17 protein-coding genes are annotated in these 17,330 nt (G+C 36.1%); 10 read left to right on the top strand and 7 right to left on the bottom strand.

What is annotated here, in order from left to right:
* The coding region (locus GOQ24_RS12895; protein ID WP_160339876.1) for a hypothetical protein at nt 1–333 on the bottom strand (333 nt) is incomplete at its 3' end.
* Nucleotides 334–444: 111 nt separating this feature from the next.
* Between GOQ24_RS12895 and GOQ24_RS12890 the strand changes: the two genes are divergently transcribed.
* Together GOQ24_RS12890 and GOQ24_RS12885 are read left to right on the top strand one after the other, a co-directional pair.
* Nucleotides 445–651, top strand: coding sequence for a hypothetical protein (locus GOQ24_RS12890; protein WP_160339875.1), 207 nt, complete (start codon nt 445–447; stop codon nt 649–651).
* A 175-nt stretch (nt 652–826) separates the two neighbouring features.
* Nucleotides 827–1,039 (top strand): hypothetical protein, encoded by a 213-nt coding sequence (locus tag GOQ24_RS12885; protein WP_160339874.1) that lies wholly within the window; start codon nt 827–829, stop codon nt 1,037–1,039.
* A gap of 324 nt (nt 1,040–1,363) precedes the next feature.
* Here GOQ24_RS12885 and GOQ24_RS12880 read toward each other — a convergent pair whose 3' ends face one another.
* Nucleotides 1,364–3,016 (bottom strand): helix-turn-helix transcriptional regulator, encoded by a 1,653-nt coding sequence (locus tag GOQ24_RS12880; RefSeq protein ID WP_160339873.1) that lies wholly within the window; start codon nt 3,014–3,016, stop codon nt 1,364–1,366.
* A 352-nt stretch (nt 3,017–3,368) separates the two neighbouring features.
* Between GOQ24_RS12880 and GOQ24_RS12875 the strand changes: the two genes are divergently transcribed.
* From GOQ24_RS12875 to GOQ24_RS12840, 8 genes are all read left to right on the top strand, one after another.
* Nucleotides 3,369–4,856 (top strand): hypothetical protein, encoded by a 1,488-nt coding sequence (locus GOQ24_RS12875; protein ID WP_160339872.1) that lies wholly within the window; start codon nt 3,369–3,371, stop codon nt 4,854–4,856.
* An 8-nt stretch (nt 4,857–4,864) separates the two neighbouring features.
* The gene (locus GOQ24_RS12870) at nt 4,865–5,293 is read left to right on the top strand and encodes a hypothetical protein (RefSeq protein WP_160339871.1); all 429 of its coding nucleotides are present in this window, start codon (nt 4,865–4,867) and stop codon (nt 5,291–5,293) included.
* Between the two features lie 17 nt (nt 5,294–5,310).
* Nucleotides 5,311–6,036: a hypothetical protein gene (locus GOQ24_RS12865; RefSeq protein ID WP_160339870.1), complete on the top strand. Its 726-nt coding sequence runs from the start codon at nt 5,311–5,313 to the stop codon at nt 6,034–6,036.
* A complete protein-coding gene (locus GOQ24_RS12860) occupies nt 6,033–6,827 on the top strand; it encodes a hypothetical protein (RefSeq protein WP_160339869.1) in 795 nt (264 codons plus the stop codon). Before GOQ24_RS12865 ends, GOQ24_RS12860 begins: the two co-directional genes overlap by 4 nt.
* 12 nt (nt 6,828–6,839) lie before the next feature.
* On the top strand, nt 6,840–7,487 hold the full coding sequence (locus GOQ24_RS12855; RefSeq protein WP_160339868.1) for a hypothetical protein: 648 nt from the start codon (nt 6,840–6,842) through the stop codon (nt 7,485–7,487).
* Nucleotides 7,488–7,495: 8 nt separating this feature from the next.
* On the top strand, nt 7,496–8,071 hold the full coding sequence (locus GOQ24_RS12850) for a hypothetical protein (protein ID WP_160339867.1): 576 nt from the start codon (nt 7,496–7,498) through the stop codon (nt 8,069–8,071).
* 10 nt (nt 8,072–8,081) lie between these two features.
* Nucleotides 8,082–9,071 (top strand): hypothetical protein, encoded by a 990-nt coding sequence (locus tag GOQ24_RS12845; RefSeq protein WP_160339866.1) that lies wholly within the window; start codon nt 8,082–8,084, stop codon nt 9,069–9,071.
* Nucleotides 9,072–9,551: 480 nt separating this feature from the next.
* On the top strand, nt 9,552–12,182 hold the full coding sequence (locus GOQ24_RS12840; RefSeq protein ID WP_160339865.1) for a WG repeat-containing protein: 2,631 nt from the start codon (nt 9,552–9,554) through the stop codon (nt 12,180–12,182).
* Nucleotides 12,183–12,437: 255 nt separating this feature from the next.
* Here GOQ24_RS12840 and GOQ24_RS12835 read toward each other — a convergent pair whose 3' ends face one another.
* The 5 genes from GOQ24_RS12835 to GOQ24_RS12815 all read right to left on the bottom strand — a co-directional run bounded on the left by GOQ24_RS12835 (nt 12,438) and on the right by GOQ24_RS12815 (nt 17,242).
* The gene (locus tag GOQ24_RS12835) at nt 12,438–13,364 is read right to left on the bottom strand and encodes a hypothetical protein (protein WP_160339864.1); all 927 of its coding nucleotides are present in this window, start codon (nt 13,362–13,364) and stop codon (nt 12,438–12,440) included.
* Nucleotides 13,365–13,400: 36 nt separating this feature from the next.
* Nucleotides 13,401–14,165 carry a hypothetical protein gene (locus GOQ24_RS12830; protein WP_160339863.1) on the bottom strand — a complete coding sequence of 255 codons (765 nt, stop codon included), beginning with the start codon at nt 14,163–14,165 and terminating at the stop codon, nt 13,401–13,403.
* A gap of 89 nt (nt 14,166–14,254) precedes the next feature.
* Nucleotides 14,255–14,521, bottom strand: coding sequence for a hypothetical protein (locus GOQ24_RS12825; protein WP_160339862.1), 267 nt, complete (start codon nt 14,519–14,521; stop codon nt 14,255–14,257).
* Nucleotides 14,522–14,791: 270 nt separating this feature from the next.
* Complete coding sequence (locus GOQ24_RS12820; RefSeq protein WP_160339861.1) at nt 14,792–16,501, bottom strand: sigma-70 family RNA polymerase sigma factor; 1,710 nt, start codon at nt 16,499–16,501, stop codon at nt 14,792–14,794.
* Between the two features lie 327 nt (nt 16,502–16,828).
* Entirely contained in the window at nt 16,829–17,242 is a 414-nt protein-coding gene (locus tag GOQ24_RS12815; RefSeq protein WP_160339860.1) for an outer membrane beta-barrel protein, read from the bottom strand.
* Nucleotides 17,243–17,330 lie beyond the last annotated feature (88 nt).

Below are 17,330 nucleotides of genomic sequence, written 5' to 3'. Positions count from 1 at the left end.
GTCTAATATAACATAAGATAAATCATCAAACTCAATAATAAAATCAGGTCTTAAATTATTTGTATGCTTTTTAATTGTTGTTAAATTTATAGGTAAGCTCTGATAATATAAAGTAATTTTAAAGGTATTTTTTTCAAACACTACTTTTTCATAAATGTTAGCTTCATTCAGAAAATTTATATTATCATCAATGATAGGAGTAAAACCTAGTTCAACAAATGTATCAAATAATTGATAGTAACATGCACGTTCAAACAGTTCATCTAATCGACTAATTCCTTTAAAATATTTATTGTCAGTAGAGTAATTAGCACCTTTGTATAACAACCACATTAGTAATTGATTATAAACGTAAAAATAATGTTCTTTCGATTCAAATTTATTTGTATAAAAAAAATCCAAATCGATATTAGTAACATATCTAAACTAACTATTGCTAAGTACATGAAAGAGTTAGGATTACGTAGTAAATTAGCTCGTCGATATAGAATAACCACAGACTCTGAACACAATTATTTAGTGGTTGATAATATTTTAGATAGACAATTTACACAAACTGAACCAGGGAAAGCCTGGGTGTCTGACATTACTTATATCGCTGTTAAAGAAGGGGTTATTTATCTAACTACATACAGTAATAGATTTATATGATAGAAAGGTTATTGGATGGAGTTTGAGTAAAGATATGTCAACAGAAAACACCACTTTAGCAGCCTTTAAAATGGCTAAAAGAATCTTAACATTATTCTGAATGACTGGACGAGCAAATATACAGAGAATACCTTGCTGACGGCAGCTGCGTTATACATGAACTTGGAGGAATATAATGAAGCGATTGTGCACCTCTAAAAACTGGAGATTACATCAGAACTTGAAGATGAAATATTACCTACATATAGGAGACTTGGATCAAGTGGAGAAGTATGTGTATTTGATAGAGAATTCTGATCGACTATCTGAGGAAGACATAGCTAGGGCACATTTGTACAGTGCACAGGCATTGCTAAAGAAAGGAGATAAAGCGTTTGTTATGAAGTAAAACAGAATTGGCGACAATGATAAGCAAGACAGTTATTGATGCAGAGGCACGTTATCGTATAGGACGACTACAGTATAAAAACAAACAGTAGGACAAAGCTCAGGAAATGGTCTTTGATCTGGTCAATAATATGGAGGAGCATGATTACTGGGTGTGGCCAAGAGTTTCATCTTGATTGCGGACACGTATGCTACCAAAGGCAATAAACTGCTGGCAAAGAATATGTTGGAAAGTGTGATTGAAAATTATGAAGAATATGATGATATTATTCCTTCAACAAAAGAGCGCTTAAAGAAATTGAAATTAAGGAAGTTAATTGATGAATTACGACAAACCCTGAAGAAAAGCATCGAAATCATCTTCCTTATCCAATTCAAATTTTTGTTTCAAACGATATTTTGCCATGCGGACACTTTTGGGTGCAACATTTAAGAGTTCGGCTATTTGCTTGGTGGAAAATTGGAGGGAAAAATAAGCACAATAGCGCAGATCGGTTTGGGTTAGTTTTTCAGAGGCTTTATCCTGTAATTGCTTGAAAAAATCTGGGTGAATATCTTGTATTTCTGAGCGGATCAGGTCAAAATCACTGTTGATTTTCAGTTCTCCTTTGATAAATTTACTAAGTTGAGGATGTTGGCTCTTGGCAGTTTCTATTCTTTCCTTTAGCTCCTTAAGCGATTCTGCACCACGTTCTATTTGTAGCATCCCGACCATCAATTCCTTTTGCAATTGTTCTTTCTCTTGTGTGATTAAAGCTTGTTCAGCTTTTAGCCTTGCCGCTTCCTCATCTTGAAGCTTTTCCCGCTCTAAAGCATATTTTAGTTTAAACCTATACGCTACAAACAAAAATAACAATCCTACTATAGTAATAAGTGCCAGAGCACTGTACAACCAAGTCTGTCTTATCTGAAATGCATTTTTTTGGTGAAGCAATTCCAATTCTTTGCTCTTTTTCTCGTTTTCATATTGCGCTTCCAATTGATGAATGGTTTCGGCCTGCTCCGAATCGAAAACCTTTTTATAAGTCGCCACATATTTTTTATAGCACTCCAAAGCCTGTTGAGGATCTCCCTTTTTTTCCTGGAGTGTAGTCAGAAGTTCCAGGTTATTTAGTTCGAGGTAGTAGTTCGGCGAAGGGAGGGAGTCTGCAAGAGCCATTTGTGTCAATAATGCTTGCTCAGCTGCAGCCCAATCGGTAGCCTGCATATGGATTTTGCTGAGTATTGCATATGCGTTGGCCTGCATCTCAATATTATTGACTTCCTTTGAAGTTTGCAAAGCAAGATTCACATATCTCATTATATCCTCCTTCTTTATGGTGGAATCATATTCCAAGCACAGATTTGCTAGATATAATGCAGATAGTGCCACTGCACTAGGATTTTTGATGGAATCTTCGTGCTTTTTAAAAAGCGCTATAGATTGTTCAAAAGCATCTTTCGCAGCCTGAAGATGGATAGTGCGCCCCTTTTGCTCGAATAGATCTACTTCATAGGTGCCTTTGATCTGCCAAGCTTTAATCTCGGCGTCTATATCTTTGCTTTTTTGTGCGCTTTCTAGTGCTAGCTCAGCGTATCTAGATGCTTCCTTTTGATTTTCGCGCTCCGCATATATTCCGAACTTTAGGTAGTAAATACTTGACAGGTACTTTTGTCCATCATTCTCTTCCAACATGGGGATAGCTTTTTCCCAACTTTCAAATGCCTCTTCAGGTTTGTTTTGTAAATTTTGCAAATAGCCCATTCTGAAATAGGCAATTCCTTTATAAAGTTTAGATGCATTTTGTGCATAGTAGAACATACTGTCAGCAGCTTTCTGAGCAGCTATGCCATCCCTTTGGATCATTTCAAACTGCACTTGCTGTGACCATGCGAGGCAGAGACCGTCTGTATATTGGTGTTTTTGGCCTAGTACAATGGCTTTTTTATTAGTTTGAATAGCCTTATCAAGGTGGGCTAATGAAATGCTATTTGCCAATTGACACAACCTTAAAATTCGAGTTTGGGTGTCTAACTGAGAATTGGACAGCAATACCTCCAGCGAATCACTTATTGCTTTTTGAGCAAACGTAGGCGTCCATACAACGTATAGGAACTGTATTAAACATATATAAAAAAAACAAGTTCTTCTCATTCTATTTCTGATTGTTGTCAAATATAGAACAAAAAATAGACCTTCGATTTAACACTTGTAAAAGACTAACAATCAATAATTAAACTTATATGTAGATACTTTGTAGACGCTTCATATGATAATAATATCTATTTATTAACATATTTTTGCTCATATTAATTAGTTAATACCACATCATCACAATGGTAGTTGAGGTATGAACAAACGACTAAGTCAAGGGATGCAAAACTTAAAAACATATCGCTTCTATATCACACAACTTCAACCAACCTACTTTTTTTTGCTGAGTCTGTTTGGAGGTTTGTTACTGATGATTGTTGTCCCTGTCATCTTTTTACTGAAGTATCAAGGTCAATCTATTTACATCTTATACTTAATAGGCTTTGTACTAATGTCAATGACAGGCAATATAATTTACAGTGTTTGGAAATGGCGGAAAGTTCGTGCAAAATATGCAGAACCTGAAAAGATAATTCTAAGAACAAATCGTTTCAATTCCCAATACTTCGGTATTATCCGATTTGAGGACATCAATAGCTACAGCATAAGGCAAAGCTTACCATGGATAAATTGGAATATGGCTTCTCCAACTCTAAAAATAAAATTACAGAACGAAAAAGTCATTCGGTTTCACCCCAAGCCTGACCAAAACAACACAGAACTGGAAGAGTACTTAATATTCTTATCTGATTTCACTAGGTATTGGGAGGTTTATAAACAGAATTTGAATAAAGAAACTAGTTTTTCTTCAAAAAAGACAATCTCCTCTCCTTCTCTTTCACCGCAGGAAAACGAATATGAGACAGCGATTCAGGCAATTGCTAAAGCTCGGAAGAAAAAACTACGAAAGAATATTGTGATCCCTTTCAGCTTTATTATTGGTTTTGTCTTGTTTGCTCGATTTTTTGGCGGTAAAATAATCGAATATTACAAGACAAAACCTATGAGAGATATGATGACATATTCTCAGCAACGTATAGACCAGTATCCCGTATTGTTAAGAAATGCAATTGCGGAGGAGGGCGCAATATATATGTACACCAACGATAGCTTAGCCAAGCTTCACTTAGTTCCCTATATCAAGAGTACAAAAATTGAGGAGCTAGATCAGTTGAACGCACTGAATACAGATACGCAGATCCTGAACTTTTTGACTCATCCGAAAGAGAGAAACTTCTATCTGTCTCTAGAAAATGAAAATGGAGTTTGGAAACAACTTAAAAGCTCTGGAATAGGAAAGCCAAAAGAACCTAAATCTATCAAGTTTCTATTGGACAATAGCGAGGAAAAAGAGACTGCCTCAAACTTAGGTTTACAATTTGTTGGACATTTTATTTTCGAATCCGAAGCAGAACTTAAAAAGCAGCTGTATCGACATGCACCCATGTTTAACAATCGCAGCCATTCTAAACAGCTACAAGCTTCTCAACCGAAATGGTATCTTATAGCTATGGAAAGTGAAGGAATGGATCTAGAAAGTTTTCAAATAGCCTCAAAAACTATTGTCGAATTTTTAAATAATGATCAAGATATTACTTTTTCATTTCATCTGTATAAGCATAACGGAAATGGGGATCCAGTTGAAACTCCCCCAGAGGAAATCACAGATTCTTCAATAAAAGAATTGCAAGAGACAATAGAAATAAGAAAGCGTATTAAAGGGACATCACATAAAAATCAATAAGTATTCGAATGAGAAAACAAACACTATATATAGGTTCCCATTGGTTAACTACTTTAATTATCGTATTAGGTATGCTTAAGTTGGCAAAAGTGCAAACTAGCTTTATATTAGATGATTTTTTGGAAGAATATTATATCAAGTTGACTGTAGAGCCTGAAACAGATGACTCCGAAATACAAACCGTAAGATTCCATGTGTTTGACAAACAGAGTGACAAAAAACTTACAACCTCTTCTGCAGATTGGAGCAGTCGATACTTCACACAAAACTTCCCACAAGCAGAAGGCATATCTGTACCCTATCAAGAGCAGTCTTGGTTTTTGTATGAAGATATTAAATTTGATAGAATTAAAGACGTTGTGCTTCCTCAAACTTATATCGTGCTTTTTGAGAGCATCCCCTCACAGGGATTTGTAATATTTAAAAAAATTGAATAAGCTGAATTAAGAAAACTATGGTAGGAATATTATACTTGATCTATTACTTTGCCATTACGCTCTGGTATGTTTACCTCTTAATAGGAGGGCTGTTACTATTCTTAGCTAAAAGGTGGTTTATAGTTACTACTTCTTTAGGCGGTAAGATAGGAAGTGGCTTCCTGATCTTTATAGGTGGATTAATCCTGATACTAGGAATATATGGTGCTTACGTTTATTTAGACAATCAGGTGTTTTATAAATGGCGGGCGGAACTCAATGATCGTAAGCTAGAGCGTACACAAAACACGGTGTTGGATACAGATTTAGACTTTCCTAGGCTTTCTTTACCCAAAGGGACACGCATAAGATGGCGCAATAGATTTGATGTTAAGAAAAAAGAACACGCTACTTTAGACGATATTTGGTGGGTAACACTTTCAGAATCTACAGATTTTTTTGGGTTTGTTTTTGATAAAGATTGGAGTGTGTATCTAAGGGAAGAAACTATAAGAGGTCATCTGCTGGATGTCCAATATATAGCAGAGTTGCCCGTGTGTGGAGAAATTGTTCTCAGCAAAGAGGGAAAGCCAATTCAGGCACATATTGCCGAGAACACAAAACTTAATGGACAATCTATAGCTAAAAACAGTATAGTTTATTTTGAGGTGGATGAAGAATCTCAAAAGAAATACATTCGGATAGTTCATCCTGAAGGTAGAGACTGTGAGTTTACATTTGAGTTGAAAATAGATAAAAAATGATTAGAAACAAACAAACACTTAGCAAAAAAGAAAGAAAAGACTTAATCATGCGTTATCGTTCTGCGCAAGCAAATAAGTGGGTAGGTCTGATACTTACTGGTTGTTTAACTTACTTAAGCTACCTCCTTATTCGTTTGGTTTATGATGAAATACGGTCAAATCGTTACAGCATAAAAGATGCGGAGATCATTGATTTAGGATTAGTAGTATTAATTTTTGGCACGCTTGCTATCTTCACGGTATGGATTACGATATTTGCTTTTCGATGGATGTTCTTGGCATATCGCAAGAAAGCAATATTGTTTGAAAAAGATAAAATACACTCTAAAAAAGAAGTGATCCGAGGGCGGCTGGTCGGAGTAGGTGGACGCAGGCAAGGATTCAGTTTCAAGTTTGATAATGGTGAGGAAGTTTCCGTTGATTTTAGTTATCTCATTTCTGGAGGATATAGGATAATCAATTCAGCTATATTGACAAATGCTGAAGTAGAAATCACTAGACTCCCTCACTCTCTGCTGTGTTATGGAGTGCGTTATATCCAGCTCTCGGAACAAAAGCAGGAATTAATGCAGGGAACACAAAAACAGGTAACAGTATCCGGAACAATTACTTTTGCCTTTGTTTTTGAGGTAGGATTGAAAGTTAAATACAAAGGAATCATCAAATTAGATAGACCACAAATGATAATACAGATTGGAAACTATCCAATAAAATTGGCTGTAACAGAACTTCCGATTCCCGGATCCTATACGAAGCAAATAGTACAGGAGTACATGGAAATAGAACTATGAAAAATCAAATAAATGGAAAAAGCAAGTTTTAAATTTAGATCGATCAAAGCCAAATACATTTACAGACTACTTGGAACTATTATAGGTGGATTTGCACTGCTCATATCCTTACTCTTTATTGACAAGTTTTTTTTGACCAAAAACTCTAGTTATATAGAATCGACTACTTTCCTTATTATCATCTTGATAGTAATGATTTGTGGGTATTGTGTTTTTAAGATTGTTCAATCTACACGCCAAGGGCGCGAAACCGTAACTCTGTCTCCATCGGGAATACAATCCAAAGTATTTGGAGATATTCGCTATGCAAAAATTCACTCCTATTGGATAGACCTAAAGTTCACTTGGTTGAATTGGGATAATCCAGCACCAGGGTTAAAAATTCGATTAAAAGACGATGCTATAATAGCTTATGATCTACTCTCCAAAAACAATGAAGAAGGGAAAAAAGAGGCAGAGACATATTTTAGTTTTATACTCCATTTCATGGATCAGATGAAGGCTTTGGATACGCAAGGCGAATTGTCCGAATCCTATTTTAAAGCCTTAGCTAAAATGGAAAAAGCAAGAAAACGAAAAAACAATCCACCCGTTTATCTCTATGCCATACTCCTTCTTGTTTTTGGTTTAATCTTACTCTTAACCGCATTAATAAAATAAACTATAGAATGAAACAAAAGGTTTTATTATTTCATCTTCTTTTTATAACGGTTATAGGAATAGATAACGCACTTGCACAACTTCAAGTTCAGGAATTAGCGTTTGATCTGGATAAAGATGGGATCACAGATACCGTTTGGTTTGATATAGACAAAGGAAGGTTGGAAGTCCTGCTTTCTACACAAGCGAATCAGAGCGTACACACTTCTTTTCTTTTCGATCCCTTAAAAATATACAGCTACCTGTTGATTCAGGAAAAGCAAAGTTTTCGACTGTATGTTATGAAATTACCGTTGATTACAGATGCTCATTTTTATTATGACGAGAAACAGAAGAGAATACGATTGAGTAAAATTGTTATTGATAACAGAAACAGTCCACCAGGTCATGGGTATAAAGTAGTTACGACTATCGATTTGCTTGCCGGAAAATTCACTGAGAAAAGAACAGTGTATCAAGCTTCTACCGATGAATTTATCGATGAAATCTATACCGGGACAGGACATTTTCAGCCCATTTATTTGGAGGAATATGAAATTACCACAGCTAAAGAGTTACTAGATTCCTTAATTTTTGACGAGTAAAATCTAATACATGACTACTTTTACCATTCTTTTTGATAAAAGCAACCTAAGCAATAAAGGATTTGAGATACAATCAGCAAACAAAGATTTTGTGCATTGGGATATGGCGCAAAAAGATTTCTTTGATAGATATCATGATCTTTTAATACAAGAAGGAACACATGAAGTGAAAATACAAGCCCCTGTTCGTATTGGAAAGTTAGTTTTTCATGATTTTTTTATTTCTGACAAGTTCTCTATAAACTCTTATAAGCCAATTTCCTCCTTTTACACCCAATGTCATACTCTAGACTCTAAGGCTTTGTTGGCAGAATTAATTCGTTTATTTGAAAGCCAAGGTGGGATACCCAAAAATTCTTATTATGGGAAAGAAACAAATGATTTTGTAGTAAGCACTATAGGCACAATGCAGATCACCGCTCCTGATATACTCTATGCAGATAAGAAGCTGGAAATGGTAAAAATTGTGATGCAATATGGAGATTTGAAAATAGTCTTATCAAGAGAAAGCTATACGGGAGGAAGCTTTGTCAATGTGGTTTTTTGGAATTCAAAAAACATATCCTATTTTTTCAAAGAAGACTACAAAAAATATATGCAGGCATCACAACACATCATTTTAAACGAAGAGAAACTTTCCTTAGCAAGTTGTGGGTCCTTGGATGTAGAGACTTATCTCCATAAAATAGAGCTCGAACTGAATAACGACGTAATGATCTGGCGAGATGATGTGAATGCTTGCATTGGTTTTATAGGCCAAAACCAGATTCATATACTCGATTGGAATGAAATATCATTTTTCAGCATAACCAATATAGACGATGGACGCATCGGTTATTACTCCGAACTCAAAGTTCATTTTAGTATAAAAAATAGAGATCCAATGTGTCTTTTATCCTATTCAGGAAGCCCTGGAAAGGTTGATTTTTTTGACGACAAAATGGATATTCTAGTAAATATATTTAAAAAAGAAATCTGCCATAAAGGGTATTTAACCTGAAATGGAGATATGTAAAATAGTAAACAAGTAACAATGAAAAAAACAATACTGCTCTGTCTATTTCTATGCTCAAGCATTATAACAATGGGACAGAAAAAATCAAAAGTCCAAGCATGGGAAGTCCTCTCTAAAATATATTTAACACCCTATGAAGGAGCGAGTAAGTCCGAAATCAGAGAGATAGAAGAAGAGAACAAAAGCACAGAAAATCTACGGATTAGAGAGGTTATTTCTGCGGATACTTACAATTCTTTTGAAGGAATTTTTGAGTCAGACAATACCATCATCCAACGTGAGGGAACGTCTTTTTATGTGTATACGTTCAATAATGACGAAAATTTCGCAATTAAGATGCCTTACAAAACCTTTCTAAAAGAGGTGAAAATCAAACACCATCTCGGGACCGCCATTAAGGATCTGAATAAGCATCCGAAAGAAACGAAAAATATATTGGGCTTAAAAGCAAAGCGAGTCAGCTATGTGGCTTATCTCAAAAAATATAAAGATGTAGATCCGGGATTCTCGGTAGACGTTTGGTACACACCCGATTTTCCTCATTGGTTTAATGAATACCTCAGTCACTTTTCAGGCTATGATATACCGGGTTTGCCGCTGTTGACGACTATTAAAGATATCGGAGCCGAATCGCATAAATATTATTTTAATACAGAAGTCGTAGAAATCAATCCTATATCTATGGATTCCGTTCGTACTGCTCCTCCTAAGGGCTATGAAATTGTTGCTGTAGAAAGCTTGGAGGAATTAAAATCCAAAGGTATTTTGGATCCTCAGCCCTTTGAAGTAGATCAGAACCAGCGGGATAGCTTAGTTAGTGTTGTCAAACCCTATCCCCAAAAATACACAGGGGGTTCACCTTTCAAAACCCCTTGGGCAAAAGTTCAGCAAGGAGAAAAGATGAGTTATATCGATTCCAAGGGAGCCTATCAATTTGATGAGATCCTACACGAACATCAAGCCGTGGAAAGCGATAATACAGAAGTGAAGACTTCCAATGAGAAAGATAATTCAACCACTCTATATTTCGTACATAGGAATAATAAAGTAGGGCTAGTGAATGCAGAAGACGGAACATGGTTGTTGCCCGCTGAATACGATCGAATAGAAAAAACACGTATTCCTTTATTCGAAATCTTCGTAGGAGGTAAAATGGGATATATCGATGATTGGGGGAGTATCGTGCTACCTGCACACTATGACGATGCGATACCTCTGGATGGCAATACGTACTTTGCAGTAAAAGAGAGTGAAAAGTGGGGTGTTTATAGCAAAGAAAAGAATGATATTGTCGTTCCTATTCAATATGACAAATTGGATTATTGTGGTGGATGCGGATCGAAGCCTGATTATGTTTATGCTTTGCTGGATGGTAAATGGGGTATAGTCAGTTTTGAAAATAAAACGTTGTTACCCTTTGAATATGAATTTCCGGGACACCAAGGAATGCGAAGTGGTAATTGGGTATCCAATCTGACCAAAGAGAATCGGGAATTGATTATCAATATCGCTTCAGGAAAAGAGTATTTTGAGGCAGACTATCAGGAATCGAAACTAGTCAATGGTTTTTTAGCGTTAAAAAAAGGTGGAAAATATGCCTTGGTCAATTCGGATGGAGCACAGATAAGTGATTTTGAATACGAGGGAATAGAAGGACTCTATGACCGTTTTTATGATGGTAATTATATAGTGGTCAAATCCAATCAGAAAGCCGGAGTGATAGATAGCGCAGGGGAAATCCTGATAAAGCCAGACTTGTACCATTCTATTACGTTAAGAGATAAGTTGTTTTTTATAGGTCATAATGAAGAAAAAAGAACAACTGGATTGCATGACCTATCGGGAAACATGTTGGTAGAACCTAACTATGAGCATATCTATACCCGCAACATGGAAATAAAAGGAGGTTCGCTAAAAGGAACACAGCTTTTTGGAGTAGAACAAAACAACCTGATGGGATGGTATTTCAGAGAAGAAGGGAAAAGGATAGACCTCACTTACTCAGGAATAAAGCTTTACCACACACCAGATTCTTTACAGTCCTATATGCTTGTGGAACAGAAGAGCAGAGCGGTCTCTGAACAAGTCGTAAAAGGATTGATGGATCTATATGGCAAGAAGTTGATACCCATCACTTATGATGATATTGAGTTTGTCACGGCATCTTTATTTAAAGTAAAAAAAGAGGGAAAGTATGGGCTGTTTGATATAGAAACTTCAATAGAAGTACTGGCACCAGATTATCTGTATATTTCAAAGGCGGAAGGTTCGGAGAGTTTACTGAAGCTTACGAAACCTAGAGAAGAACAGTATAGGGTAAGCTGGTGGAATGTGGAACAGCAAGAACCGCTCGATTTGGACTTTTTAGAAGTATTAGCTTCAGGACGTGACCCGTTACTAATAGTGAGCGACACTACAGGGAGCTTCTTGTATGATTGGAAGAAAGGTCAAATTGTTTCTGAAGCTTATGATTTTATCCTCTCTTTTAAACATGGCCTAGCTTTGACTAGTAAAGATGGGAAGTACGGGTTTATAGATGAAATGGGTCAAGAGGTAATCCCTGCTTTGTATGACAAGATTTATACAAATGCTGAAGGATATAAACTTCTGACTCTGCAAGAATATACAAAGCGATGGAAAACCATTTATACAACACCAGAAGGATTTCCATTAACCTCCAAAGAGTTTTACAGTGAAGATCCTCCTGTAGAGCTTTCGCAACATGAAGTGAATGAAGATGGCTTTCAGATAAAAGAATTTAACCGTCGTAGAGGGAAAGATTTGTATGGCTTGTTATCGCACTTGGGCGAAATCCTTGTAGAGCCGCAATATGATGAGGTGAAGTCCATTGCCAATGGCAAGGCTTATCTGGTCAAGAATGACAATTATTACGGATTACTGAATGCCAATGGCAAGGAGCTCATACCTTTGATACTGGATGAGGTATATGCAGGCGACATTTGGCATTCGTGGTATTCAAGAGATGAAACACCTGTACATTTCCCTTTGTTGGCCAGGATAGGTAAAGATTACTTTTATATAGATCAGGAGGGGGAGTTGCTTCCTTTTAGATTAGCGGAAGCGATAGAGTTTTAATAATGATGAGGAATGCTTTCATTTTTTTAAACAGGGACTGCATGAGGGAAAGAATTTATTGGCAGAGGCAACACAGCATAGCGTGTTTACTTGATTAGCTTTTTTGTTGTTTCACTTTGAAACAGCCATCTTCTTCCTGAAAACGCCTAGAAATAGCCCGCTATTCCTTCGTTGTTATCAGTCGAATCTGACAATTTCAAAGCGTTCTGAGTAAAAAATAATAATCGAACTCAGCTTTATAGTTTTAACAATTGATCATATGAACTCTATAGTTTGTGGACTATCCGGCAGGTAGAGTAGATTAACTTCTCCTACTTGGTATGCGTGTATGTCTGAGAGTAATACTACTTTCTTTTTCTCTAAGTAATGTGTCTTACCGTCTTTATCGGTATAGTTGATGTGGATGCGCATTTCAGGTTGCTCATTGATGAATGTCCCGGTCTGATTAATTTTCGTAATATATCCTTTGGTTTCCAAACCGTGTAGAAACAACTCATAGGAACTTTTATGATTAAGTCCACCTCCCATTCGGCTGAAAATTTTGTTAATTGCTAATTCAGTTATAAGCCCAAAATATGGAGTCCAGACCCAAGGGTGCCATAGCGAAAGCCAGCGCCATCCTTTTCCATTGCTAAAGACCAAATGATTGACTATAAATACTGCAATGGCATACACAATAGTAAATAGATAAAGCCAACGCATTTTCGATTTGGTAGCAAAATAATCTCCCTCGCCTAGTATCCATGGAATTTCTGCACTTTTTTGTGTGTTTAGTCTGAGGGGGAGTTGTTTCCCAACTTCATATCTCTTTAAATGTGGCTTGCTATCAAGAAAATCAAAAGAAGTAGTGATTTCGGTACCCGCCAAATTGGGAAAAGACACCATTACTTCGGTCATGAAATCTCCTTCTTTGGTTTCTTTTTTTGTGATGATCTCATTGATTTTTGCATCTACAACCTTTCCGCTTCTCTGTAGCTCTTGAGCTTCTTTCAGCAATAGCTTGGGCTTACTGACATACTTTCGGAACTGTACTTTGATCAACCATGCCCAACCGATGATTCCAATCATCAGAGAAATTGTCGCCGTCCATGCACCCGAGCTCCATCCTCCAGCATAAGAAAAAAACAAAGGGAAGATGTAAAGGAAAAAGAAGATGTACCACTGCCAAAAATTTCTACTCATATCTTTTGTGTTTAAACTATTAAATACGCTGAATCATTACCTCATTTCCAGTTTTTTAAACTTTCCTTGGCTATCGGTTTCCAGGCTGTAATCTGCGCGATCACCTCTTAGTGAAATTGTCCAATATTGTTTGTGTGGATGCGCGTAATAGGTTACCGAAGAAGGGAGCTCTATAAAACCTATCTCGTCAAACCTATTGATGACCTCGTATAGAACCTGATGGGCAGTACGTAACTTGATAGTGGCGAGCGGATAGGAATTTCCCTCCATATTCTGCAAGTCTCTACTAGTTAATTTTACAGGATCTTTTTTTGCCCATTTTCCGGTTTTGCTTTCATACCAATACCAATCTACTTCGTTGGGGTTTGACGGATTGACAATAGGCAAACGTACTCTTTGGTGCTCTACAAATAAGGGAGAAGAGTATAACAGTATGTCTTCCGTATTTAACACTGTATATAATTCGGCTTGGATTTCATCCAATCTTTCAGGTTGGAAAAGTAAGGATATCTCAGTTCTGTTCCATTTCTCGATTTCATGCGTCAGCATTGCCATGGTGTAATCAAACTTTAGGCTATCAAGTGTTGGATATAACCCCTGGATGAGCTCACGGTATTTTTCAATCGTTTGGTTTTGTGCTCTGAGCTTCGAGCTAAAAGGGTTGTGAAAAGTATCTTTTAGATTCTCTTGCGAATCTTCTTGATTGTTAAAGGTGTCTTCGACTGCTTTTTTTACATAGTCGCAAGAGTTCAAACTAACAATTGCAACAGACAATAAATAAATTATTCCTAATCGTTTCATATGTTATTCTATCAATTATTACTCGATAAAAGGATGTTTTGTGTGCCATCCATCTTTTTATAAAATTTGGATATAATACTCACTTTATATTAATTCAATATTAATATCCCGTTATCTTTTAATTCTTTTAGCCGCTCAATTGTATATTCTTGTTCAGCGAGTTTCATTTTGTGTGAGTTTATTTCGAATTCTTCCGTTAATTTATGTCTCGTTTGGCTTACTTCATGCAATTCAAAAATTGCCGGTGGTTCTGCCCATTCCTTTGTGTACTTAAATCCATTGACAATCAATTCAGATTTAGGATATACCTTTAAAACCAAATAATCGTGTAACTTTTTAAATGCGCCGTAATTCATATGTGCATTTTCTTTTTTAGAAACCAGTCTATAAATTTTTTCCTGTCCTAAGATCAGGTTGCAAATTAGCATAAGAATTATAGTGATTACCTTCTGCAATTCGTTTTTCTTAAATGTGCTACACTTGATTATTTCTATGCAAACATAGTGTCCTCAATGGTTTTTATTCAAAAAAATGCGTTACAAGTCGTATACAGTGCAAGTAATAGAGGGAGTAGTCGAGAATTTATAAACTGTATTTTGTTGATTATTAAGCCGCTGTTGTTTTTATTAAATTTCTTGTAAAAACTCATTTAAATCAACATTCTTGTCTAATCCCAGCTTTTGTTTTAAGCGGTACTTTGTTACTCGAATACTGTTTGGTGATACGTTAAATATCTGAGCCAATTCTTTATTTGATAATTTGAGGTGAATATATGCACAGTATTTTAGATCAAGTGGAGTCAGCTTAGTTTCTGCCAATGTATTTATTTTTTCAAAAAACAAAGGATTTATATCTTGAAATTCTACGAGATTTTTTTCTAAAGCTTTCTCAATGTGCATTTCATTGCGCAATACTTTGTCATATTCTTGAGCTGGGTAGGAATCATTCCTCTCAATAAGCGTATTTCTCATTTTCTGTAACAACGCGTTTTTTCTTTCGACCTGTAAGCTGCGTGTCATCACTTCTTTTTGCATTTGCTTCTGCTGTAGCATCAGAAGGGCTTGTTCGGCCTTTAAGCGACCTTGTTCTTCTTTCTGAAGTTGTACTCTGTTTTTAAAAAACAGATACCCTAAAGTAGAAGACACAAGTAAAAGTCCAATAATCCCTGTCATCAGAAAGTTTAGTTCTTGCCTGGATTTGGCAGTTTGTTGGATGAGCAGCATACTTTCTTTCAGTCGTTTGTTTTCATACTGTGCGTCCAGTTTAGTCGCTTGATACGCTTGCTCACTATCAAAATAAATCTTGTCATATCTTTGCTTTTCTTGCAAATAGAACAACGCTTTTTTGTTGTTTCCAATCTTCTCATAAACTTTACTAAGCCCTCCAGCAACATTGCCGAATGTGTAGAAGGATGGTGTAGGGGTCGTATTCAAAAAGTTATATGCTTCTAGCAGCAGTCTTTCGGCTTGTCTTAGATCATTCTGTTCAATTGCAATTTCTGCCAATAGACCATTTACATTACTTCGTATTTCGTAGTTTTTATCAAAGCTCTCTGCAATTTTTTTAGTCAGAAGGGAGTAGTACAGGATACTGTCTTGGGTTTGCTTGAGAGAGAGATCCTTATGTTTAAAAAAATAATTGGCAATATTTAAGTTGGCAATGGCATAAGTGCGTACTCCAACCTTGTCAGGATGTTGTTCATAAAGACGGATGGATGCTTTAAGATAAATCGGAATACTGTCTAAATAAACGCTGTTTTCTGTATTCCGGTATGCATACTCCATGGTTGTTGCCTTTCCGGATAGTGCATTTGCTAACAACTCATAATATTCCGATTCTTTGGCGGATGAAATAGCTTTCTGCGCATATTGAGCGGAAATATTTTCATCTTCCCACGAAGAATATACACCGTAAAGCGTGTAGTACACTCTGGTTCTCAACATTAAATCATCCTCAACATTTAAGATATCCAAAGTACTTTGTAGGTTCTCTACAGCAAGGTCTGCAATGTCTAAAAAGTTATAATATGTGGCCCATGCAAAAAAAGCATAGGCTTGAGGTAGTTGGCCTGTACATAGATTGGATATACTATCTCCTTTATTAAGATAAAGTTTAGCCTTATCAAATTCGCCATTGACTAAATGGTGCTTTGATAGCTCCGAATAGAGTTTTGCAAGTGTTAGAAATGGCGTATTTTTGTCGATCTGTTTTTCAGCTTCCTCTAGATGGAAAAGATTTGACTCTGAATCCATTCTCAACCTATCTTGAAAGGCCGCACTTAATAGGTTTTCTATGGTGTTTTCCTGCATTGCTTTGGATGCGTCATGGAGTGACACAAAAAGCAGGGTTAACAAAGTGTACAAAAAAAACTTATTCATAATATTGTAGACGCAAGTCAGATTGTAGAAATTTCGGAAAAATACAGACAGATACAATCGCTCTAACTGCTCAAAGATATACAATAAATAGAAAGTAATAGCTCGACTGAGATATGATTACATACAAGTGCTTAGCTTTTTCGTTATTTCACTTTGAAACAGCCATCTTCTCCCTTAAAACACCTCAGAAATAGCTTGCTATTCCTTTGTTGCTATCAGTCCAAACTGGCAATTTCAAAGCGTTTTGAGCAAAAGTAATAATAGACTTCGGAGGCATCGCCAATTTTAAAATCTGTAGCTTATACCTAACCTCAATACTTGGGTCTCGAAAAAGTCTGTGCTTACCAGCAAAAAGTCTTCTCCAGTTACAATTTTAGTGTTAACTAATGTATTGAAAATGTCAGTCGCATTGAAAAAAACTTCCGCTTTCTTAGAATCGAATACTTTTTTTATAGACGTATCTATACTGTATCTCTTTTTTATTTCAGCTTGTGGTAATATATCTTTGGTCATAAATTGAGAGTAAATCTGTACTGAATAGGAATTTGGAAGCGATATATCTTGCGTTACTTTCAAGTTTCCTGCGTAAGCAGTTTTTTTTGGAGCCCTGTAATAAACAGGTTGGAGATATTGGTTTTCAATCTCAAACGCACCTATTTTCTTATAATGATAATTTAAATTTCCATTGTATGTCTTCAAACTAATGTAGACTTTTAGGACGTAAGCATAAGATAGTGTTTTAGTTATAAATTTATTAATTTTTGTTGATTATACAACTGTCTTCTTT

This window comes from Myroides sp. LoEW2-1, assembly GCF_009767705.1.
In the GTDB taxonomy this organism is placed as follows: domain Bacteria; phylum Bacteroidota; class Bacteroidia; order Flavobacteriales; family Flavobacteriaceae; genus Flavobacterium; species Flavobacterium album_A.
Note: the sequence above shows the minus strand (reverse complement) of the source record. Positions and strands in the feature narration are given on the sequence as shown.